Below are 20,818 nucleotides of genomic sequence, written 5' to 3'. Positions count from 1 at the left end.
CCGGTTCCCTAGGCCTGGTGTGAACCCGGGGCCAGGAGTTCGGCGAGACTCAGCGGCGCAGCGCCGGTCAGCTGCTCGACCGCGTCGGTCACCGCGGCGAGCTCACCGGCGGCGATCGCCGTGTACGTCGAGACCCACGCGTCGAGTTGCCACGCGGGGGCCTTGTACTTGCGACGCGAGGCGTACGCCTGCTCGACCGTTTCCTCCTCGTACGTGGTCGCCCGCCCCGTCACGTCGGTGATCGTGCGCGCGACCTCGCTCAGCGTCATCGCTTCCGGACCGGTCAGGTCATAGGTCCGGCCGGCATGAGCATCGACCCCCGCGAGCACGGCGGCGGCGCTGCGCGCGATGTCCGCTCGTGCCACAGCGCCCACCCGGCCGTCCCCGGCCGGGCCGCGAATCACTCCGTCCTCGTCTGCGAGCGTGGGCAGGAAGTCGAGGTAGAGGGAGTCCCGCAGAAATGTCCATGCCATCCCGGACTCGCGCAGGTACTGCTCGGTGGCCCAATGGTCGCGGGCGAGCGTGAAGGTCGCGTCGGGGGCGGCCCCGAGATACGACGTGTAGACCACGTGCCGCACCCCGGCGGCAGCCGCGGCGTCGACGAAGGTGCGGTGCTGTGTGAGACGGTCCGCGCTCTCGGATGCCGAGACCATGAACAGCACGTCCGCCCCGCGTAACGCGGCGGTCGCGGCCTCGAGGTCGCCGTAGGACGCCTGCACGACGTCGCGGGCTCCGGTCGGCGCGCGCGCAGGATCGCGTACCACCAGACGCATGCGGGTCCCGGTCTCGTCGAGGTGGGCGGCGACAGCGCGGCCGATGTTGCCGGTGGATCCGGTAACCGCGATACGGGTGCTGGCCATGGCAGTGTCCTCTCGCGCCGCAGTCCTCTCGCGCCGCATTGTCCAGACAGCGGCCGGGGCGTGGCCTTCGGCGGGTGAGCCGGCGATCTCTCCCGCAACCGTCACACACTACGAGCCGGCAGGAGGTGCTTACGGAGAGCGAATGCTCATCCTTCGGCCCGGGACGGTGTTAGCTTGACGGCATGTCGTTGCCCGAACCACGGTCGCAGGGGGGCGAGCCGGGAGGCCACAAGGGCGCAGAACCCCACGGCGGCTCCTTGGCGGGCAAACTCAACTGGCTGCGCGCAGGTGTACTGGGCGCGAACGACGGCATCGTCTCGACCGCAGGACTGGTCGTCGGCGTCGCGGCAGCTACGACGACGGAACAGACCATTCTGACCGCCGGTGTCGCCGGTCTCGCGGCGGGAGCCGTGTCGATGGCACTCGGTGAATACGTCTCGGTGAGCACTCAGCGCGACACCGAACAGGCCGCATTGGTCGCGGAACGGCGCGAGCTCGAGGTGATGCCGGAAGCCGAACTGGCCGAGCTGGAGGATCTGCTCGAGAGTTGGGGGCTCTCGGAGAGCACGGCCCGGACCGCGGCCGAGGAGATGACCGCCCGGGATCCGCTCGCTGCGCACGCGCAGGTGGAACTGAGGATCGACCCGACCGAACTGGCCAATCCGTGGCTCGCCGCGCTGTCGTCGGCGGTGTCGTTCACGCTCGGGGCGCTCGTGCCGCTGCTGGTCATCGTGCTCGCGCCGGACGGGGTGCGGATTCCGGTGACGTTCGCGTCCGTGCTCGTCGCGCTGGCGATCACCGGGTCGACGAGTGCGTGGCTCGGGGGAGCCCGGCGCGGACGAGCCGTGGTGCGCGTCGTGCTCGGGGGCGCACTGGCAATGGTGGTGACGTACGCAATCGGGCAGATCTTCGACGTAGCGGTCTAGGCCCGACGAAAACGATCCGGCCCGCCCTGCGAAAGGGCGGGCCGGATCGGCCGGGTGGTCCAGGACCGGGAGTCCTGTGAGGTTACGGCTGCAGCAGCACGTTCAGGCCGCGCTCGAAGTCGGCGACCCGCCGCTGCAGGGCGTGGTGACCGCCGTTGACCAGTTCGGAGACCCGAACGATTCCGGCCGTGTCCGCGACCTCGTTGAGATTGCGCGAGGTCCAGTACCAGGCAGCGGTGGTGAAAGCGTTTTCCCCGGTGGCCAGCAGTTCGGGGTGCGAAACGAAGTCCACCCCGGTGTGCTCACTCAGCTTCTGGTAGTTGTGGCGACCCGTGACCTGGATGGCGCCGCGGCCCTTGTACCGCTCGCCGTCTCCCGGCTGGGTATTACCGAGGTCGGCGCGGCCCTCGTAGGCGCGACCGGATGCGTACTCCTCGAACGTGCGGAACGAATCGGACTCGACGGCGAGCTGCGCGATGAACGCCGCCTGACGAACCGGGTTGTCGATACCGTTGCGAACCATCGCATCGTTCAACGGGGCGATGACTTCGTTGATCTTCTCGGGCGGGACGCCCGGCACGATGCGCGCCAGCTCGTCGGGGGTGACCACAGGCGGCGGAGGAGCCGGGGCGGGCTCGGCCACAGGCTCGACCGCTTGCTCGGTTTCCCCGGAGGTTTCCTCGGAGGATTCCTCGGGTTCGACGGTGGTATTGTCCACCTTCGACCATCCCGAGCCGGTGAGCGCGTCGATGTCGAGCGCCTTGAGCAGGTTGCCGGGCTCCTGGTAGCGGGTGGCCGCAGAGGTGACCGGATTGGCGTTGGCGGTGGCGGTACCGAATCCGACACCGGCGGTGATGACGGCAGTGGCGGCGATGGCGCACTTGATACGGCGCGAGGGTGAAACAGGCATGAGTCGTGCTCCAAGATTCGGCCGAAAGCTGGGGCTCGGCCCTTTCAAAACGGGACCGCTGGCGTTACCGAAAGGAGATGTTTAATTTCCGTTCCAGCGGTTTTTATGTCACAACCAGGTAACGCCGCAGCTAGGGGGCGTTTCAAGGCATCGTGCCGAAGGCCATTTCAGCCCCGGGGACGTGACAGCCGTCGCAGCCGACCGCGATTCGTCGCCGCCGGAACCGCCCGGAGCGGCCGCTCGAGGTTGCCGCCGCAACGCCGAACCCGTCGTGTCCGGCGCGCCCGGACAACCCGCGTATTCGATCCGAAGTTGTTCTGCCGCACTGTAATTCGTCTGGGTTCTATGGAAGTCCGAGCGCCGGGTTCGGTTCGTTCGCAGACTGGGCCTCGACGCGCTTCGTGCTGTCGTCCCGCCCTGCCCGAAATCGGGTGCGGAAGCCGCTTTTCGGGGGGTCGTCGTGACCTTTTCGTGCCCGAGGACACAGCGGCGTGAAGGGGGCCGTGACCTGCGGTTGATCTTCGCAGGTGCGTTGCCGGACGCATTCGACGCACCCGTGCGGGTTCATTGGTCCGGTGTTTTTCGGGGACCGGCCAGGACGGTGGCGCCGCCGTCTTGTTGCTAGACTACCGTCCGGTAGGTAGGCTGATTCGCATGCGCAGTTCCCGTGCAATCGAAATAGCCGACCTGGCCAAGTCCTACGGCGCTCGGAGGAACCGATGACCGACGGAACCGACACCCGCACGCAAATCATGGCCGCTTTCGCCGACCAGCTCGCCGGCACCGGCTACGCCGGGATCTCCCTCGTCGGCGTGGCCGGCACCGTCGGAATCAGGAAGCCGTCGATCTACCATCACTTCCCCGGTGGGAAGGAAGACCTGTATCGGGCGGTCGCCCGCGAATTCATCGGCAACCTGCACCTCCGTATCCGGAAGGCAGTCGACACCGAGGGATCTCTGGACGACCGCCTGACCGCACTCGCGGTCGCCTGTTCGGAAGACCACGGGTCCTCCATCTCGTTCGAACAGCGCATCTACGATGCCCTCGACCAGGTGAGCGACACGACTCGCGACGAGATCTCCGCGCTCTACGTCCGCGAGGTGCTCAGTCCCGTGGTCGTACTGTTCGAGGGGGCCGTGACCGGAGACGAACTCACCGGCGACCCGCAGTTCCTGATGAATGCGTTCCTCCATCTGGCCCGCGCGACGGACTTGGCCGGAGGAGCCGACAATGCACGCCGGATCACGGAGTTGTTCCTGAACGGCGCGCGACCCCGCGCCCGCCCCATGTAAGAGCCCTGTCGGTGTGCGCGCGAGGTGGCTGCGCACGGGGAGCCGAACGCGGAGGTGGTGCGGACACGTGGTTCGGACGGCCCGGTCGTCCCCTGACGGTTCGCCGGTGAGTGGACCGAGAGCTGGGAGGAAGTATCAGGAGATCGGTGCGGGACACTGGCCCGTCTGCTCGCCGATCGAGTTGATTTCGGCGTTGGAACGAGGATCGCCCGCATAGTTGATCTGATTCGTGCAGCGGTCGTCGGGCACAGCGTTGGGGTCGGGTGCGATCTCACCCGACGGGTATCGGCACACGATTCCGTCGCAGACCGGCGCATTCGCGGCGCGTTCACCTTCGAGCACACGGTCGTGTACCGACTGGCAGTAGTCGGTGTATCCGGTGACGGTGCCGTCCGACCAATAGGTTTCGATCGGGCCGAGACCGGTCTGACAATCGACGATGTAGGCCTCCGTGTCGGACACCGGTGGTTCCGATGCGGGCGCCGGCACCTGCGTCGACGGTTCGGCCGTGTCCCACACCGGAGTGGAGGTGGCCGGCGGGGCCGACGGCGGCGGGGGATCGACCGTTGTGGCGACGTCGACGCTCGTGGTGCGCGAAGTGGCCGGTTGCGGCGGATTCGCGGCGTCGTCGGCACCGCAACCCGCAAGTACGGCACAAACGCAGGCGATTACCGCCAGACGCGCAGTGTTCGACATACCACCTACGTCGCCCCGGCCGAAAGAGCCGTTACCACGTTGGCTCGGCGGTCATCCCACCGAGCTGCTTCGGACACGACCCCGGAGGCAGCATCGCGATGAAAAGGCGTCTCCCTCTCCATGAGCCCGGGACTCGGGGACGCAGCAGCGTCCCGGCGACGCGGCAGCCGAGAATGTATCTGCTGAGTGCGCACAGCTACCCGAACCGACCCTCCCGGTTGGCTCGTCGAGTAATGGTTACTCTCGGAAGATGGCTGCGAACCCGGATTTCACCCTCAGCGGCACGAGCACGGCGGTGCCCGGTCTCGAGAGCACCTTCGTCGACGAGTTCGGCGACCTCACGGTGCCGTGGAAGGGTGCACAGGCTCCTGACCCCGCACTGCTTGTGCTCAACGAGCAACTGGCAGCCGAACTTCGGCTCGACGCCGTGGTGCTGCGCAGCGAAGAGGGCGTCGGTGTGCTGTCCGGATCGGCTGTTCCCGACAGAGCCGCGCCGGTGGCGATGGCATATGCGGGTCACCAGTTCGGCGGTTATGCCCCGCTCCTCGGAGACGGACGCGCCCTGCTGCTCGGTGAACTCGCGGGCCAAGGCGGGCGGCGAGTCGATCTGCATCTCAAGGGCTCGGGGCCGACTCCGTTCTCCCGCGGCGGTGACGGGTTCGCCGTCGTCGGCCCGATGCTGCGCGAATACCTGGTCAGCGAGGCGATGTACGCGCTCGGCATTCCCACGACGCGAGCTCTCTCTGTGGTTGCCACCGGCACACACGTGCCCCGAAACGGACTCGAGCCCGGGGCTGTGCTCGCCCGGATCGCCGCGAGCCACCTCAGGGTCGGGACCTTCGAGTTCGCCGTGCGTCGGGGCGAGGTGCTGCCGCGCCTCGCCGAGTACGCGATCGGCCGCCATTATCCGGAGCTCACCGAACGGCCCGCGACGGGCGACGACAACCGCTATCTGCGGTTTTTCGAGGCCGTGGTCGAGGCGCAGGCGTCACTGGTGGCGAAGTGGATGCTCACCGGTTTCGTGCACGGAGTGATGAACACCGACAACACGACTATCTCCGGGGAGACGATCGATTACGGTCCGTGCGCTTTTCTCGACGCGTTCGACCCGGCCGCGGTGTTCAGTTCGATCGATCATGCGGGCCGCTATGCGTTCGGTAACCAGCCCGCGGTCCTGAAATGGAATCTGGCGCGGTTCGCCGAAACGCTGCTGCCCTTGATGGCGTCCACCCCGGACGATGCGATTACCGCCGCGACGGGCGTGCTCGACACCTTCGACGAGCGTTACGACGCCCACTACACGGCGGGGATCGCAGCGAAACTCGGCGTCGCCGGCACCCACATCGACCGGGCGCTGGTCGACGACCTGCTGTCGTTGATGGAAGAATCGGGCGCCGACTGGACGGGGACCTTCCGTGCTCTCGCCGAAGAACTGCGCGGGCACTCCGCGTCTCTCGACGGCCTCCTGCCCCGGACGGCTATCGGCCCCTGGCTGGAACGCTGGAACGAGGTCCTGGCGCAACAGGGCAGGGGACCGGCGGCCACCGCGGACGCGATGGACGAGGTCAATCCGCTCTACATCCCCCGAAATCACCAGGTCGATGCTGCTCTCCGCGCCGCCACCGACGGAGACCTCTCGCCCTTCACGACGTTGCTCGAGGTCGTGACGCATCCGTTCGGCCGGCGCGACGAATGGTCGGACTACGCCGCTCCCGCACCACGGCAGTTCACCGAGTCTTTTCAGACCTTCTGCGGGACCTGATACGGCAGCTTTCGGGGAAGACGGCGGTCAGCTTTCGACAACGGTGCCGCAGATACCGCATTCTTCGAACTCCTGGCGATTCCACCGCGCGACCGGGATGAAGAACAGGGTGAACTGCTTGTACACGCGCAGCCTTCTCCACTGGGTTGTGTTGTGGCAGCGCGGGCACGTGCGAGTGTGCCCCTCGCCGAGGTACTGCCGTTTGGTGCCGTAGCCGAAGAGAAAGAACATCGCGTCAGCATAGGCCGATACACTCCCTCTGTGACCGAGGCGACGACCTACAAGTCCGACCTGATCTACCAACTCCAGAGCCTCCGTGAATCGGTTCTGTGGAAACTGGAAGGCCTGTCGGAGTACGACCTCCGCCGTCCGCTGACGCCGACGGGCACGAACCTGCTTGGACTGGTAAAGCATTTGGCGAGTTGCGAATTCGGCTATTTCGGTGAGGCATTCGCACGACGGCCTCCCGTGGACTTTCCGTGGTTACATCCCGACGCTCCGGAGAACGCCGACATGTGGGCGACGCCCGCCGAGTCGAAGCAGTTCATCGTCGACGACCTCTACCGTCGCTCCTGGGAACACGCCGCGCAGACTTTCGACGAATGCGACCTGGATTCGACCGGGCGCGTCCCATGGTGGAGGGATGCACGTATCACCTTGCACCAGGCTCTGATGCGCATGATCATCGAGACTGCGCGGCATGCCGGACATGCCGACATCGTCAGGGAGACCATCGACGGATCCGCGGGATTGTCGGAACGTGTCGACAGCCTCCCTTACACGAACGGCGCCCGATGGCGCGCACACGTCGCACAGGTTCAGGCCGCGGCCGACGCGTTCCGCTGAGTTGGCGGGCACCCGGAATACCGTCGCCCGAGATGCCGTGTCAGCGGGGGTTCGCGATGACGCGGTTCAGGGCGGTGGTCACCGGCTTCGGTGTCACGGTAGTGAGTGCTGCGAGCGACTTCGTCAGCAGCGATCCCGCGACCACACTGCGGTCGCCTCTCATCAGCGCCTCGTACCCGTCTTTCGCGACGACGGAGGGGTCGTCCTTGGGAGCCTTGCCCATCACGGTGTCGAGCAGACCCGCGCGGGCGAAGAACTGGGTGTCGGTGGCTCCGGGCAGCATCGCCGTGACGGTCACACCGCTGTCGCGCAGTTCGTTGCGCACTCCCTCCGCGAAGGACTGCACGAATGCTTTCGACGCGTTGTACACCGCCTGGTACGGACCGGGCATCTTCGACACCGCCGACGAGGTGATCAGAACACGACCCTCCCCGGCGCGCACCATGTCGGCCAGCACCAGACGCGCGAGATGCACTGTCGAGCGCACGTCCAGGTCGACCACCGACAGCAGATCCTCGAGGTCCGCGTCCACGAATGCGCCCCCCACCCCGGCCCCCGCGTTGAGTGCTGCGGCCGACAGCGGCCGCCCGTCGGCGACGACCGCATCGTAGAGCGCGCGCACTCCGTCCTCGGTGCGCAGATCGACCTGGACCGGGTTCACCGAGACGCCCCGCCTCCGCAATTCGCCGGCGGCGTCGTGGATCGCTTCCGACGAGGCGGCGACCGTCAGGTCGTAACCGTTCTCGGCAAACAGATTCGCCAGCTCGAATCCGATACCTCGCGAAGCGCCGGTCACCAGCGCCAACGGACGAGTTCCAGCCATGACTTCCTCCTCGAGTCGTGACGTGCTGTGCACGTGTGATGCGGTCGGGTACCCCTGAACCGCGTCCTCGAACGACTGCGATTCTCCGAAGAAGGCCGTTTGCGCCGGGGTGCTCGGGGTAGGCCGGGTTTGCCCCATCCCGTGGACAGCCCCTACCCCGCAGACAGGAGCCTTCGTGTCCGTGAACTCCTCTTCGACGAGCGATCCCCGCGACAGGTTGGAGGACGCCGCCCGGCGCGTGTTCGGATGGGAGACACTGCACCCCGAACAACTCGACGCGATGGTGCCGCTCCTCGACGGTCGTGATGTTCTCGCGGTGCTGGCCACGGGTTACGGCAAGTCCGCGATCTACCAGATCCCGTCGTTGCTGCTTCCGGGAGTGACCGTGATCGTGTCTCCGCTGATCGCGTTGCAGAACGATCAGATCGCCTTCCTGGACTCCACGAGCGCCCCGAAGGCAATGGCGATCAATTCCAAGCAACGTGCGGCGGAGAACGAGTCCAACTGGCAGGCGGTGAGCCGGCACGAAGCGGGTTACGTCTTCGTCTCGCCCGAGCAACTCGCGAAGGACGAGGTGATCGAGCGCCTCGGCGACGTGCGCGTCGCACTGATGGTGGTCGACGAAGCGCACTGTGTCTCCGTGTGGGGCAGCGACTTCCGGCCGGACTATCTGCGGCTCGCCGATGCGCTCGAGCGTCTCGGACGACCGCCCGTGGCGGCCCTCACCGCCACGGCCTCGCCCCCGGTCCGCGACGACATCGTCGGTGCGCTGCGCTTGCGCGACCCGGTCGTGGTGGCCGGCGGATTCGACAGACCGAACCTCGATATCGCGGTGCACCGCCACATCGAGGACGCGGAGAAACGTCGCGCGGTCATCGACGAGGTGGTGTCCCTCGAGGGGCCCGGCATCGTGTACGCGGCTACGCGCAAGGACACCGAGCGCTACGCGGAGAGTCTCGCCGAACGCGGCATCCGCGCCTGTGCCTATCACGCCGGCATGCCCGCACAGCAGCGCCACGACGTGCACGAACGATTCCTCGACGGCACCTGCGAGGGGGTGGTGGCGACCTCTGCGTTCGGCATGGGGATCGACAAGCCTGACGTTCGGTTCGTCGTCCACGCGTCCGTGCCCGACTCGATCGACTCCTACTACCAGCAGATCGGACGTGCGGGCCGGGACGGGGAGCGAGCGACCGTCTCGATGTTCTACCGGACGGAGGATCTTTCCCTCGCCACCTTCTTCACCACGCACTCGCCGGACGACGACTTGATCTCGCGGGTGTTCGCCGTGGTTCGCGCATCGGGCCCTGTGCGGCTCGGACGGATACGCGAGGAACTCGGTGACCGAGGGCGGCGGCTCGCGAACGCGGCGAACCTCCTGGAGCGGGCCGGTGTGATCGTCGGAGGTCGCCGTGGGTTCATCGCTGCCGATCTCACTGCGCGCCGGGCACTCGAGCGTGCGAGGGACGCCGCGGAAGCCGGCGAACGCTTCGACCGGTCACGTGTCGAGATGATGCGTGGCTACGCGGAGACACGTGGTTGCCGTCGGCAATTCCTGCTGGGCTACTTCGGCGAGACAATCCCCGACCCCTGCGGTACGTGTGACAACTGCGTGGCCGGGGTCGTGCCGGACCTTGCACCGGACGCCGGATCGACCATCGCCGGCGAACCGCTCTCGCCGGAGACGCCCGTCGTCCATGAGCACTGGGGCCGGGGCGTGGTGCTGAGTGCCCAGCACGACCGCGTCACCGTTCTGTTCGACACCGAGGGATACCGCACGTTGTCGCTGGATGTGGTGGACGAATCCGGAGTGCTGACGGTCGCCGAACCGTGAGCACCCCGAAACTCACGGGCCGGGGCGCGTACGGGTGTCAGGCTCCGGGCTCCACCCCGCGATCGGGTGCGCTCATGTCGCCGGTTTCCGGTGTGCCGTCGGCGAGTTCGTAGCGCAGATAGACGGTGCCCTTCGGATCGGCGACCGGTGGCGCGAGGAGGGTGAGGTTCGTGGGCACCCCGCCGCCGTCGAACAGCTTCTTCCCGACCCCCAGCACGATCGGGTGCACCCAGAGGTCGAGGCGGTCGTAGAGTTTTTCGCGCAGGAGGGTCTGCACCAGATTCAGGCTTCCGACGACCTTGATGTGCTCGTGCCGGTCGCGGACCTCGCGCACCGCGGCGACCAGATCGGGCCCAAGCTTCGTGGACCCCGCCCACGACAGGTCGGGGTTGCCGCGGGAAGCCACATACTTCGGAACCGAATTGAACAAGGTGGCGATCTCGCTGTCCTCACCGCCTTTCTGGTGGGGCCAGTATGCGGCGAACACGTCATAGGTTCGACGACCGAGAAGGAGTGCGTCCGTGCCCTCGTACGCGGCACCGATCTGCGCTCCGGTCACCGCGTCGAGCAGGGGTGCTTGCCAGCCGCCGAACGGGAATCCTTCCGGGTCCTCCTCGGGGCCGCCGGGCGCTTGCCCGACGAGGTCGAGCGTGGTGAACAGTTCGATCTCGATGAGGCCCATGCCCCCACCTCCCCGTCGTAGTTCCTCGGTCGAAGAAGTAGACCGTGCCGGGCAGGCATACTCATCGCACACTCGGCATCTTCTTCTATCGGTGCAGCCGAAGCGCCGGAACGGCACTTGCCTCTCACGTATTCTCGGCCGATGGGACTACTCCGGTACTCCATCAACATCACTCTGGACGGATGCTGCGATCATCGCGCGGTGCCTGCGGAGGAAGAGTTGCAGGGGTTGCACCGCCACCACACCGCGAACCTCGAGCGGGCCGACGCGCTGCTCTTCGGCCGCGTGACGTACGAACTCATGGAGTCGGCGTGGCGATTGTCGCCGTCGTCGGCAGAGAATCCCGAATGGACGGACCCGTTCGCCCGGACGATCGACGCAGCGAAGAAGTACGTCGTGTCGAGCACGCTCCCGAGTGTCGACTGGAACGCGGAACTCGTACAGGGGGACCTGGCCGAGGCGGTGCGGAAACTCAAGCAGGAAGCGCCCAACGGTCTGTTCGTCGGAGGCGTGCGACTCCCGTTGGCGTTGGCCGAACTGGGGCTGATCGACGAGTACGAGTTCGTGGTGCAGCCCAGGGTCGCCGGCCACGGACCGACGTTGTTCGCGGGGTTGTCGAAGCCCCTCGAATTGCGCTTCCTGGACCGGCACGAATTCGGTGCGGGCACCGTGGCAATGCGATACGAACCGCGCCGGTAACCCTCGAGGGGTGCATTGCTCGACACAACCTGCGATCCTGTGCCGTGACCCGTTCGAGTTGCTCGGGTCGTCCGGCGAACAACCCTGATTGCGGTGAACGATGGCGAACGATCATGACGACACGGCCCGGGCAGCGCGAGGGCGTGCCGCCGCGATCGCGATCTGGCTGGCAACATTCGGAGCGGTGCTCGCGATAGGTGGCGTGGTCGTCGCTTTTCGTCCGGACATTCCCACGACTGTGGGCGGCTCGATGATCGCTGCAGGACTGGTCTCGGTGGTGTTCTTCGGTTATCGCGCCCGGCTGAACAACCCGTAGGACGTGTCGGCGCTAGTCGGCTTTCTTCCGCTTCTTCTTCCGCTGCTTGCGGGAGCGCGCGCGTGGCGGACGCCGGGCGGGTGTTTTCGGTTTCTCGGCCTTGTCGGTGGCGCCGTCCGGCGCGGTGGTCGAGTGTTCTTCGAGAAGCGAACGCGCCATCTCCTTGCGGAGACTGTCCATGAGTTCGGGTGAGCGGAGGAGAAACGTGGCCTCCTGCAGCGCGAGATATCGCTTCTTCGAGATCAGCACTGCCTCATGGTGTTTCCCGGTAATCTCGACCGCGACGGTGTCGTCGTTGACTTCGCGCACCAGCGCACCCAACCGCTCGCGAGCGAACTTGACCGTGGTTGCTCGCACTCCCGCCGACTCCATTCCCCTGCTCGACCGACCCCCGGCACCCTCGTGCCCCGGACCGGAAACAGTCCGGGGACACGACGCGGCGCATCACACCGTTGCAGGGCCACTGTATAGACCCGGGACGAATGCGCGGATCGGGCGCGCTCATGCCGCCGGGGAGAGTCAGGGAGCGACGAAACCTCCGATACCGGGGAGCGACGGTTGTCCGGCATTGGGGTAGCCCTCGGCCCCGACGATGGCGACGGTGATGGCGACGGGTCCCGATCCGGTGTCGACCGTGGGCGCATCGGGCAGTGAACCGTATGGCGTGCAGGGCCGCAAGCTCGTGGAGCCGCTGGTGCCGTTCGCCAGATTCACATAGTTGATGCGGACGAGCGTGAGCGCAGCGCTGGTCCAGCACGGGGCGTCGCTCACGGGCAGGGTGAAGGTCGTCCGGCCCTTTCCGGGAGACGAGGCGTTCACAGAGGAGAAGAGCAGATCCGGAAGTCCGAGTCCGGTGATCTGCACGCCGACAGCGGGAATTTGGTAAACGGAGATCGGAGCAGAGGTCAGCGTGGGGCCGATTGGGTCGGCTGCGGCGGCGGGCGCTCCCGCTACCGCCACACCGGCGGCGGCGAGCGCCGTACCGGTCAGAATCGAAAGCCGTGTGGAGACGCGCATGGTGTTTCCTTTCGGTTCGGTGAGATTCGATCCGGAATAGGAGAGCGGGTGTTCGGTGATGCCCCGACGAGGCCGGTGGGTATTGCGGAGACCGATCCGTGCGGGTGTGTCATGCCCCGATCATCGTGGGAAATTCGATGTTCATTACACAATCGGCGAAGATAGCCGGGGTTTTCTTTGGCCCGGAAGGGGTTTCGGATAATGAGCCGGCTTCGGTAGTGAATCGTGGAATCCACGCCGGCACATTTGCGATGTTCGCGAAACTAATTGCGTACCTGCTTCGGTCGCCGAATTCGCACTCGCCGCACGGAGATCGGTTCGCTGGGCCTGCTGTACCAGGGGCGATCCGATCTCCGTGCGGTGACTGTGGAACCGGGCCCGCCGCCTGCACGTGGCTAGACGAATTCGAGTGACCCCTCCACCGGCTGCGCCACCTTCCGGGTACCGGGGGATCCCAACGCAATTGCGAGGTCCGAGCCGTCGTGCTCGGCCAGCAGTTCCCCGCCCGACCACACCAGCAGCGTCGCGGCAACGGTGTGCTCGGCGACCGAATGCGACAGGTCGTAGTGCGCGCAACCGGGAACACCGGCGTACGTGATCCACAGGTCGAATCCGGTCATGAACAAGTCCAGGTCGAACTGCACACACAGACTGAGCAACTCGCTTCGCCCCGTGTCGTCGACGCCCGCGAACGCTTCGTCCAACGCCAGCAACCGCGGCGCATGCGGATCCGCGGAATCGAGCATCACGTGCGCCGCCGCGAACAACGGCAGATGCAGCGACACCGACTGCTCACCGCCCGACAACGCCGAATGCCGCGCAGGTGTGAGTTTGTCGTCGCTCCCGTCCGCGCCGATGAGACTGAACGAGAACACCCGCCAACGGCGGTAATCGAGGGTCGTGGCAAGGATTTCCGGGTAGGAGCGCTCCGGATGCGCGGCTCGTTCCGCACGGATCCGGGATGCGAAGTGCGCCCGGATGCCGGCGAGGTCGTCCGCCGACAGCGCCGCAGCGTCGCGGTCGAGCAGTTTGCAGACCGCGCGCGCCGGGTCGTCCAGATCGTCCGCGAGCACCCAGTGCACGCCGATCGTGTTGCCCGAGGACATGTGCCGCTGCCGCATCTCGGCACCCATGCGTGCGATCAGGTCTCGTGCGTCGACGGTGCGTTCGTGGATCTGCTGGGACAGAGCCGCCAGCAGGGCATCTTCGAGGATGCGGCGCTCGGAGTCGGTCAGCAGCAACTCCTGCTCGCGACGAGCGTGCGCGATACGCACCGCGAACTGCCCGACCGACGAGTACCCCTGTTCGTCCTGCACCTGCACCACGGTCAGCCCGTCGGGCGCATCCCACTGCAACCGGTAGTCCTGACTACGCGCGAGTTCCGTATCGAACTCCTGCACGGCAGCGGCGAGCGCGGTGCGCGTGGACTTGCGAGCCGATTCACTGGCGGTGACCGTTGCCGTCGCCGCTGCCAGCGAACGGAAGAGCGCCTGCACCTCGGACGGGAAGACCGGAACGTCGGCGTCGGGTTCCGCGTGCTGAATCCGGTACAGCAGTTGGTCGGTGTCCAGCCACGCCGCGGTGCTCGCCGGCCACGCGTGCGGGTGCTCGATCCCGAGGAGCGCCAGCAGGTCCGGCCGCGCGAAAGGCGCCAGCCGCTCGGCGTCGGCGCGGGATTCCGCCAGCGCCGAACGCAGGGTGTCCTCGGCGGCGGTATGCGCGGCCTCCGACTTGCCGATCCGCTCGATGGCCGCTTCATACGCTTTGCGCGCGGCACGCTGGGAGGTCTTCGCAGACTCGATCCGGGCCCGAGCCTGTTCGAGTTGCACGTCGATCCGGTCGGCGCCGGCACCGAGCGCGTCGCGCAGTGTTTCGAGTTTCTGTCGCTGGGCGGTGAACGACTCTTCGGAGATGGCCGATTGTTCGGCGGCTTCGTCGGCGACGCGGCGTGCCTCGTCGAGCCGCACCCGCGCTTCTCGTACCCGCTCGCCGGTGGCGGCGTGCTCTCGCAACGCCCGCAGCAGGGCCTGTCCCTGCGAGCGGAAGTGCCGCACCGCAGCGTCCAGGCTGTCGAGTTCCTGCGGGAGGTGGGGCGCGCGATGTCGTGCGGCGATCGAGCGCAGGTGCTGCTGCCGGGTAGCGAATTCCGCCAGCGCCTGATCGAGATCGCGGTCGGCGGCCGCAGCCGCCTCGGTGGACGTCCGCAGTGCACCCGCGCACTCGGTGACCTTCCGCAAAGCGGCAAGCACCGACCCGGTGCGGGGCACCGCGGCGGCGGCTTCGTCGAGCCCGGTCAGCCGGTCCCCGAGGAGGCGATGCTGCTCGCGCAACGACTCCGCCGTCGAACGTGCTTCGGCGACCGCACGTTCGAGTTCCGTGACTCGTCGTTGTCGCCGGCGTGCGCGGGCCGTCGCCCCGATGAACTCGGCGTGTGTCTTGACGTGCCGGCCCACCTGAGTGCCCTGCCGGAAACCGCCCGTGACGTCCACCGACACTGCGACCCCGCCGGCCGGTGTGGACGTCAGCGCGATCGACTCGAGCACGGCGGCGACATCGCGCTCGGGGACCTCCGTATCGGGTTCGGGCACCAGCACATCGGCCAGCGTCGGCCCCGACGGCCGATGCGGTGCCGGCACCGCGACGAGGAATTGTTCCGACTCGGTGGCAGGCAACTCGCCGTTCCCCGCCCAGATCCATCCGTCGAGCACGTTCGCGGCCTGCAAGGCCGCCTCGATTCCGGCTGCGTCCGCTGCGGTGACGTCGTCGCGGAATCGCACCAGACGCCACAACGGAGCGCCCGGCAGCGACTCCCGGCTTCCCGTCCGCGCCGGGAACGGCGGGGGAGCGTCGTCGTGTTCGGCGTCCACTTCGGTCCGCTCAACGTCGTACTCCGCGATCCGCACCCCGAGTGTTTCGATCTCCGAGGTGAGCGCGCGTCGCCGGAACCGGAGTTCCTCGAGCGCGGGGGCCGTGTGGATGCCGAGCACAGAGGCGGGTGTCGCGGCGTCGTCCTGCCCGGCGGCCGCGATCGCGGAGTCCAGCGCGTCGAGCAGATCCTGCGAAATGCCCTCTACCGCATAGCGTTCCGCATGCTCTGTCCACCATGTCCGCAGGTCGGTGGCCGTCTCCGCTCGCGTCAGTGCGACCACTGTTTCCGCCGCGTCCACCGCAGCGGCGGCCGACTCGCGTTGCGCGCGACTGCGCGTCGCCGCGGCCTCCGCACGCGTGCGCGCTGCCGCAGCGGCGTCCACGCTTCCGGTGGCCGCCCGCACCGCCCGCACGTCGGCGTCGCGTTCTTCCGCGTGTGCGTCGAGCGCGGCGACGAGCCGATCGGTTCGATCGAGATGTTCGGCACCGTGCCAGTCGATGCCCGCGTCTTCGGCGGCCTCGTGAAGTGCATCCTCGCAGCGGGTCCGCGTCGACAGTGCTGCGGCGAGGGCGGACTCGGCCCGCTCGAGTTCGTCGGCGCGCTGCGCGACCGCGCTCTGAGCCCGCTCTGCCTGCTCGGCCTGCACCGCGGTGGTGCGTTCGAGGTTCGCGACCGCCTGCGCAAGGTCGTCGAGTTGTTGTTTGCCCTCGTATGCGCCGGAGCGTTGCAGGGCGTCGAGATTGGCGCGGGCCTGTTCGAGGTCGCGCTCGGCCACGGCGAGGGTTTCCTCGGCCTGTGCGCGGGCGGCGGCGGCTCCTTCTCTGTCGGCGACGGCAGAGCGCAACGCCTCGACTGCGGCCCGGACCGTCGCGAGACGCATCCCCACCTGGTCGACCTCCGAGCGTGCCTGCTGCCGCAGATAGTTCGAGTACACGGCGACGAAACTCTGCGCCGCGTCGTCGGCCGCGGCCAGCGATTCGAGCGTCCGCGACACCTCCTCCATGTCGGAGAACGACCGGGCCGCCTCGACCAGCAGTTGATCGTCGAGTGGGCGGAGACCGTCGGTCAGCGCCTGGGACAACCCCTTGGGATCGAGGTTCTTCGCCAGCTGCGGGCGTCGCAACGTGAGGATCAGGTTGATCAATTGGTCGTATCGCTGCGCCCCCAGCCCGAACATGCGCGCATCGATGGCCGCCCGGTACTCCACCGGCCGGTCGGTGACCGCGTCGGCGCCGACTTCCTCGATCAGCTGCTTCCGGGTCAGCGGCCGGTCTTCGGTGTCGAGCAACGAGAAGTCGACACCCACGCGTCCGTCGACGACGAAATACCAGCGCGTGACCTTGTCGTTTCCCCGCGTGGCGCGCATGCCGACCCCGACCGTGACGGCCTCCGGGTCCTCGGCCCGGCCGCGGCAGAACTCCATCCACACGTAGGAGTACGCGCTGTCCTGCCCCTGGTACAGCAGGTTCGAGCGCATCGTGCGCTCTTCGCCCGCGAACGGGTTGAGCCGGCGCGGTTCGATGCGCCCGTCGAGCACGAACGGGAACAGCACCTCGAGGGCCTTGGTCTTACCCGACCCGTTGGGGCCACGGAGCACCAGGCGCCCGTCCGCGAACGAGAACTCTTGATCCCGGTAGTCCCACAGATTGATGATTCCGGCGCGGGTGGGCCGGAAACGGGCACTACTCATGACTCTCCGTCTCGCTTGTCTCGTCCGGGAACAGGTCGATCTGCGGATCTCGTTTACGCACACTGACGGTCGCGCCCCGGAACCGCGCCGACGCGGGCAGCGCGAGCACGCCACCGGGCACCCGGGCGACGAGGTCCAGCTTCGCGAGCAGAGCCACCGCCGCGTCCGTGAGGCCCGCCGGATCCGCCTGCCATTGCGCCGCGAAGGTGCGGCCGTAGGTGTCGACGAGCCCGCGGATGGTGCTCGCCAGCCACGCATCGTCGACCATCGGGTGCTCGGGCCGGACGCGCTCTCCGGAGAGATCGTCTCCGTCCGCGCGGTCGGGTGGGCCGGTCACCGCCAACGCGGTGAACACCCCCGAGCGTGGAATCGCTGCGTCCACCGCCGCGACGAGAGCGTCGTGCTCGTCGGCGGGGAGGGGAAGTCGCAGCGGTGCAGGCAGATCCGGGTCGAGCACCCGGTCGCAGATCTCTCCGGCCAGCAACAGTGCCACCTGCGCGACGGTGCCGGTGCCGGGGAACCGCACGTCCGACAGGCGACCGGAGGTGTCCACCAGGGCCACGCCCTCCGCACGCCGCTCCGCCACCAGTCCGGTGAGCACTTCCAGGTCGGCGGTGGTGCGCGGCAGCGCGAGTTGCACTGCTTCGGCGTCGTCGAGTCCCTCCGCGTAGACGACGGGACGCTGGATCAGAGCGCGACGAACCCGTCGCGTGGCCTCGGCGGAACGCCGCCCGTCGGACACGTGGGCGCCGCCGGCCGGGTCCGCGAGCAGACCGCGCACCGAGTTCAGGTGCTGCAGGGCCAGCGGCGGACGGAACAATGCCGCCACGACCGACCGGTCGATGTCGTAGAGAGCTTCGCCGCTGTCGGGATCGCTCGCCCATCCACCCGCATCACCGTCGGCGAGGGAAATCGCCCCGCGCGCCGCGAGCCAGGCCACCGCGTCGACGAAGGCGTCGCGGTCCGTCGCCCTGTCGGTGGCCAGATCCACTCCGTCGATCCGGGAGGCATCGGCGGCTACGTGGCCGGCCAGTTCGGACAGGCTGATCTGTCCACCTGCGCGGCCGAGCGCCGCAACGGCCAGTGCGAGGTAGGCATACCGCCGCCGGTCGAAGGGCCGGTCGGTGTGGGTGGCGGTACCAGCCCCCGGGTCGAGCCGGTCCAGCACGGTGAACAACCTGGCCGTCGTTTCGGTCACCTCGAGCCGGTAGCCGAGTGTGTCGAGCAGGTCGTCACGTAATTCGGTGGCCCACCGCCGCAGCAACGGCAGGGCGGTGCGGTCGGGGAACGTCGAGGTCACCAGGTGGTGGGTGAGGATCAGGCGGGCCGCGCGCTGGTACGAATCGAGGTCGAGCGGCGCGATGGTGCGTGCTCTCACTGCACGTCCACGGTGAGAGCGTCCAGATACAACCGTCCGCGTGCGGTGCGCACCACCGTTGATTCGGTGCTGGGCCGCAACGTGAGTTTCACGCCGTTCTGCGTGCCGGACGTTCCGTCGCCGCGGACGCGTCCGCTCACCGGTACCCGCGCCGACAGCGCCGCGTCGATGAGGCTGAGCAGCACCTCGGTCTCCGGTTCGGTGAGTTCACGGTCCCGCACGCCGCCGGAGGCGAGGGACCGCGCCGCGTCGGCACGGCGTCGCTGGTTCTCCCACTGCACTTCACGCAACCGCCGCACGGCCGCGTCGTTGCGGTGCACCCGGCCGGGCGCACCGGGAGACGGTGTCCGGCCCGTTTCGGCCAGCGTGCGGGAGATCTCGACCGGCGGTGCGTCCCACCACGACCGGTTGGCGGGCACCACGTCGGCGTCGGAATGCGGCACCGAGAAATGCCGGGGACGGCCCAGGTCGAACACCGCCCCGAACAATGCGTGCGCGGCATCCTCGCTGGGCGCGGCAGCGAACCATCCCGCCAGGTGCCGCAACTGCGACTCCCGGCTCACTCCGCCTCGGCGGGTCTCGGTGAGGCGGCGCAGCAGCGCCAGCACCGCCGCGATCGCACTCATCGTGCCCTCCCGCAACCGCTCGGATTCGCTCGGCGCCGACCCCATGCCCGCGAACCAGTGTTCGAGCCCGCGCCAGCGCTGGCGCCAGTCGGCTTCGCGTTCTTCGTAGGAGAGCAGGACCCTTTCGTCGTGCGCCGCGGCGAGGGCAGGTAGCCGCGCGGCGCCGGTGGCCTGGACCCGCGCGAGGGCGGCGGTGAGCTTCGGCGCGTACCGGGCGAGGTCGGAACTGAACTCCCGCATGTGCGAGAGCAGCGCGTCTTTGTGGGTGAGAAACACTTCGGGTGTGATCTCGGTGGTGCGCACCAGGTCACCCAGGACGAGGTAGAACCGCGCGGCCCGCTCCGCCATGTCCGACAGGGTCGCATCGAGGCGGTTGAGTTTCCGGTACACGAGTTCGCCGTCCCCGGCGTCGTTGGCATCGGCGAGTTCGGTCAGATCGGCGAGGAGATCGGCCAGCGCCAACCGGGACAGCGCGACATCGTGCCCGCGACCGGTCAGGACGTCGTCGACGGCACGGAAGGCATAGAACCCTTCCTGCCCGAACTGGTAGACGAAGTGCCGGTTGCGGTACTCCGCGAGGGTGGCTGCGCGGGTTCCGTCGTAGCTGCGTTCGAGCACGCCCCACGCGTGCAACTGCTCGAGCAGGGGAGCGATCTCCGACGAGGTCAGTGCTGCCGCCGGATCGTCACCGCTGATGCGGCCGAGCACAGCTTCGACATCGGCTGCGTGCAGCAGCACCACGTAGTTGGCGCGGGCATGATCGAACGCCCGGAGCACCCACAGATATTCGGTGCGTTTCTCGGCGGTCGCAAAGGAGAACAGCCGGAGCCGGCCGTGCCGCACCGTCGGGTCCTCGACCGTCCGGGTGCCGGATCGACCTGTTTCGTTCACCGTGACAGGGTAGGCGGACGGGCGCCCGGAGCCCGCATCACCCGCCGCCCGTGTCGGCGCGCTTCCTTATTCTGGTCGTGCGACAACGTGCGACCGTAGGAGGGGAGATGCCGGATCCCGGGGCCGGTTCGGGTGCCACGACGTGGGACGACATGGCGCAATGGCTCGTCGCGTCGCTCACCGGCAGGCCGGCCGGATTCGTCCTCGAGATCGGCCCGCGCGACTATGTGCCGTCCGAGGACGACCCCGAGGTCGTGTGCGCGCAGATCCATGTGCTCGCCGACGGTGTGCTCATGCTCCGCCGCTCACGTATCGAGCTGTCGCACCTGCTGCTCGGAGACCACACCCCGAACGGGCTGGTCCTGGACCTGTGGCACTTCGACGGCCACTTCGAGGACTGCACCGACGGCTATCTGTTCTCCCGCGACGTCCGCCTCGTCGCCGACACCTGTGTCGCCTGGTTCCGGGACGGCTGGAGCACCGCGTCGGCCGACGAACTGGGATGCAGCCTCCGGTTCCCCGACGAACTGCCCCGTACCGATACGACGATGCCGTAGCCCGCTGCGGATACACCCGCCCGCACGCACCGTGAACGGCGATCGATACCGAAGTGGTGCCTCGTTCCTCCCACGAGGAACGCCGTCGCCCTGTTGACTCTGCACTCAGCGGCCCTGACTCCCAGCACCGACACCGCATCGGCG

The 20,818-nt window shown here is 67.9% G+C and carries 19 protein-coding genes; 8 read left to right on the top strand and 11 right to left on the bottom strand.

Annotation, left to right across the window (positions count from 1 at the left end; translation table 11 throughout):
- Positions 1–8 precede the first annotated feature (8 nt).
- Positions 9–860 carry an SDR family oxidoreductase gene (locus HF886_RS08740; protein ID WP_169622225.1) on the bottom strand — a complete coding sequence of 284 codons (852 nt, stop codon included), beginning with the start codon at positions 858–860 and terminating at the stop codon, positions 9–11.
- A 182-nt stretch (positions 861–1,042) separates the two neighbouring features.
- Between HF886_RS08740 and HF886_RS08735 the strand changes: the two genes are divergently transcribed.
- Positions 1,043–1,786, top strand: coding sequence for a VIT family protein (locus tag HF886_RS08735; protein WP_169652102.1), 744 nt, complete (start codon positions 1,043–1,045; stop codon positions 1,784–1,786).
- 82 nt (positions 1,787–1,868) lie between these two features.
- On the opposite strand, the gene HF886_RS08730 is transcribed toward HF886_RS08735, so the two are convergent.
- The gene (locus tag HF886_RS08730; protein WP_169652101.1) at positions 1,869–2,696 is read right to left on the bottom strand and encodes a glycoside hydrolase family 19 protein; all 828 of its coding nucleotides are present in this window, start codon (positions 2,694–2,696) and stop codon (positions 1,869–1,871) included.
- Positions 2,697–3,415: 719 nt separating this feature from the next.
- Between HF886_RS08730 and HF886_RS08725 the strand changes: the two genes are divergently transcribed.
- On the top strand, positions 3,416–3,988 hold the full coding sequence (locus HF886_RS08725; RefSeq protein WP_169652100.1) for a TetR/AcrR family transcriptional regulator: 573 nt from the start codon (positions 3,416–3,418) through the stop codon (positions 3,986–3,988).
- 135 nt (positions 3,989–4,123) lie between these two features.
- On the opposite strand, the gene HF886_RS08720 is transcribed toward HF886_RS08725, so the two are convergent.
- Entirely contained in the window at positions 4,124–4,684 is a 561-nt protein-coding gene (locus HF886_RS08720) for a hypothetical protein (protein WP_169652053.1), read from the bottom strand.
- Positions 4,685–4,934: 250 nt separating this feature from the next.
- On the opposite strand from HF886_RS08720, the gene HF886_RS08715 reads away from it, so the two are divergent.
- Entirely contained in the window at positions 4,935–6,446 is a 1,512-nt protein-coding gene (locus HF886_RS08715) for a protein adenylyltransferase SelO (RefSeq protein WP_169652099.1), read from the top strand.
- A gap of 27 nt (positions 6,447–6,473) precedes the next feature.
- Here HF886_RS08715 and HF886_RS08710 read toward each other — a convergent pair whose 3' ends face one another.
- On the bottom strand, positions 6,474–6,677 hold the full coding sequence (locus HF886_RS08710) for a zinc-ribbon domain-containing protein (RefSeq protein ID WP_169652098.1): 204 nt from the start codon (positions 6,675–6,677) through the stop codon (positions 6,474–6,476).
- 30 nt (positions 6,678–6,707) lie between these two features.
- On the opposite strand from HF886_RS08710, the gene HF886_RS08705 reads away from it, so the two are divergent.
- Positions 6,708–7,292, top strand: a complete 585-nt coding sequence (locus HF886_RS08705) for a DinB family protein (protein WP_169652097.1) — start codon at positions 6,708–6,710, stop codon at positions 7,290–7,292.
- A 40-nt stretch (positions 7,293–7,332) separates the two neighbouring features.
- On the opposite strand, the gene HF886_RS08700 is transcribed toward HF886_RS08705, so the two are convergent.
- Complete coding sequence (locus tag HF886_RS08700; RefSeq protein WP_169652096.1) at positions 7,333–8,115, bottom strand: SDR family NAD(P)-dependent oxidoreductase; 783 nt, start codon at positions 8,113–8,115, stop codon at positions 7,333–7,335.
- 181 nt (positions 8,116–8,296) lie between these two features.
- Here HF886_RS08700 and HF886_RS08695 point away from each other — a divergent pair, with 181 nt between their 5' ends.
- Positions 8,297–9,949 carry a RecQ family ATP-dependent DNA helicase gene (locus HF886_RS08695; RefSeq protein ID WP_169652095.1) on the top strand — a complete coding sequence of 551 codons (1,653 nt, stop codon included), beginning with the start codon at positions 8,297–8,299 and terminating at the stop codon, positions 9,947–9,949.
- Between the two features lie 37 nt (positions 9,950–9,986).
- Here the strand turns inward: HF886_RS08695 and HF886_RS08690 are convergent, their stop codons facing one another.
- Positions 9,987–10,631: a dihydrofolate reductase family protein gene (locus HF886_RS08690; RefSeq protein WP_169652094.1), complete on the bottom strand. Its 645-nt coding sequence runs from the start codon at positions 10,629–10,631 to the stop codon at positions 9,987–9,989.
- Positions 10,632–10,772: 141 nt separating this feature from the next.
- Between HF886_RS08690 and HF886_RS08685 the strand changes: the two genes are divergently transcribed.
- Together HF886_RS08685 and HF886_RS08680 are read left to right on the top strand one after the other, a co-directional pair.
- Entirely contained in the window at positions 10,773–11,330 is a 558-nt protein-coding gene (locus tag HF886_RS08685) for a dihydrofolate reductase family protein (RefSeq protein ID WP_169652093.1), read from the top strand.
- A gap of 100 nt (positions 11,331–11,430) precedes the next feature.
- Entirely contained in the window at positions 11,431–11,646 is a 216-nt protein-coding gene (locus HF886_RS08680; protein WP_169622235.1) for a hypothetical protein, read from the top strand.
- 12 nt (positions 11,647–11,658) lie between these two features.
- Here HF886_RS08680 and HF886_RS08675 read toward each other — a convergent pair whose 3' ends face one another.
- The 5 genes from HF886_RS08675 to HF886_RS08655 form a co-directional block, all read right to left on the bottom strand.
- Complete coding sequence (locus HF886_RS08675; protein ID WP_296549655.1) at positions 11,659–12,003, bottom strand: type II toxin-antitoxin system prevent-host-death family antitoxin; 345 nt, start codon at positions 12,001–12,003, stop codon at positions 11,659–11,661.
- A gap of 162 nt (positions 12,004–12,165) precedes the next feature.
- The gene (locus tag HF886_RS08670; RefSeq protein ID WP_240952574.1) at positions 12,166–12,663 is read right to left on the bottom strand and encodes a hypothetical protein; all 498 of its coding nucleotides are present in this window, start codon (positions 12,661–12,663) and stop codon (positions 12,166–12,168) included.
- Positions 12,664–13,058: 395 nt separating this feature from the next.
- Positions 13,059–17,222: a TIGR02680 family protein gene (locus HF886_RS08665; protein ID WP_169652091.1), complete on the bottom strand. Its 4,164-nt coding sequence runs from the start codon at positions 17,220–17,222 to the stop codon at positions 13,059–13,061.
- Positions 17,215–18,600 carry a TIGR02678 family protein gene (locus HF886_RS08660; RefSeq protein WP_169652090.1) on the bottom strand — a complete coding sequence of 462 codons (1,386 nt, stop codon included), beginning with the start codon at positions 18,598–18,600 and terminating at the stop codon, positions 17,215–17,217. Before HF886_RS08660 ends, HF886_RS08665 begins: the two co-directional genes overlap by 8 nt.
- Complete coding sequence (locus HF886_RS08655) at positions 18,597–20,069, bottom strand: TIGR02677 family protein (protein WP_346765342.1); 1,473 nt, start codon at positions 20,067–20,069, stop codon at positions 18,597–18,599. The genes HF886_RS08660 and HF886_RS08655 overlap by 4 nt, the downstream gene beginning before the upstream one ends.
- A gap of 155 nt (positions 20,070–20,224) precedes the next feature.
- On the opposite strand from HF886_RS08655, the gene HF886_RS08650 reads away from it, so the two are divergent.
- Positions 20,225–20,674 carry a hypothetical protein gene (locus tag HF886_RS08650; RefSeq protein ID WP_169622240.1) on the top strand — a complete coding sequence of 150 codons (450 nt, stop codon included), beginning with the start codon at positions 20,225–20,227 and terminating at the stop codon, positions 20,672–20,674.
- The last annotated feature ends 144 nt before the right edge of the window (positions 20,675–20,818 follow it).

Source organism: Rhodococcus sp. 105337, assembly GCF_012844225.1.
Classification (GTDB): Bacteria; Actinomycetota; Actinomycetes; order Mycobacteriales; family Mycobacteriaceae; genus Rhodococcus.
Note: the sequence above shows the minus strand (reverse complement) of the source record. Positions and strands in the feature narration are given on the sequence as shown.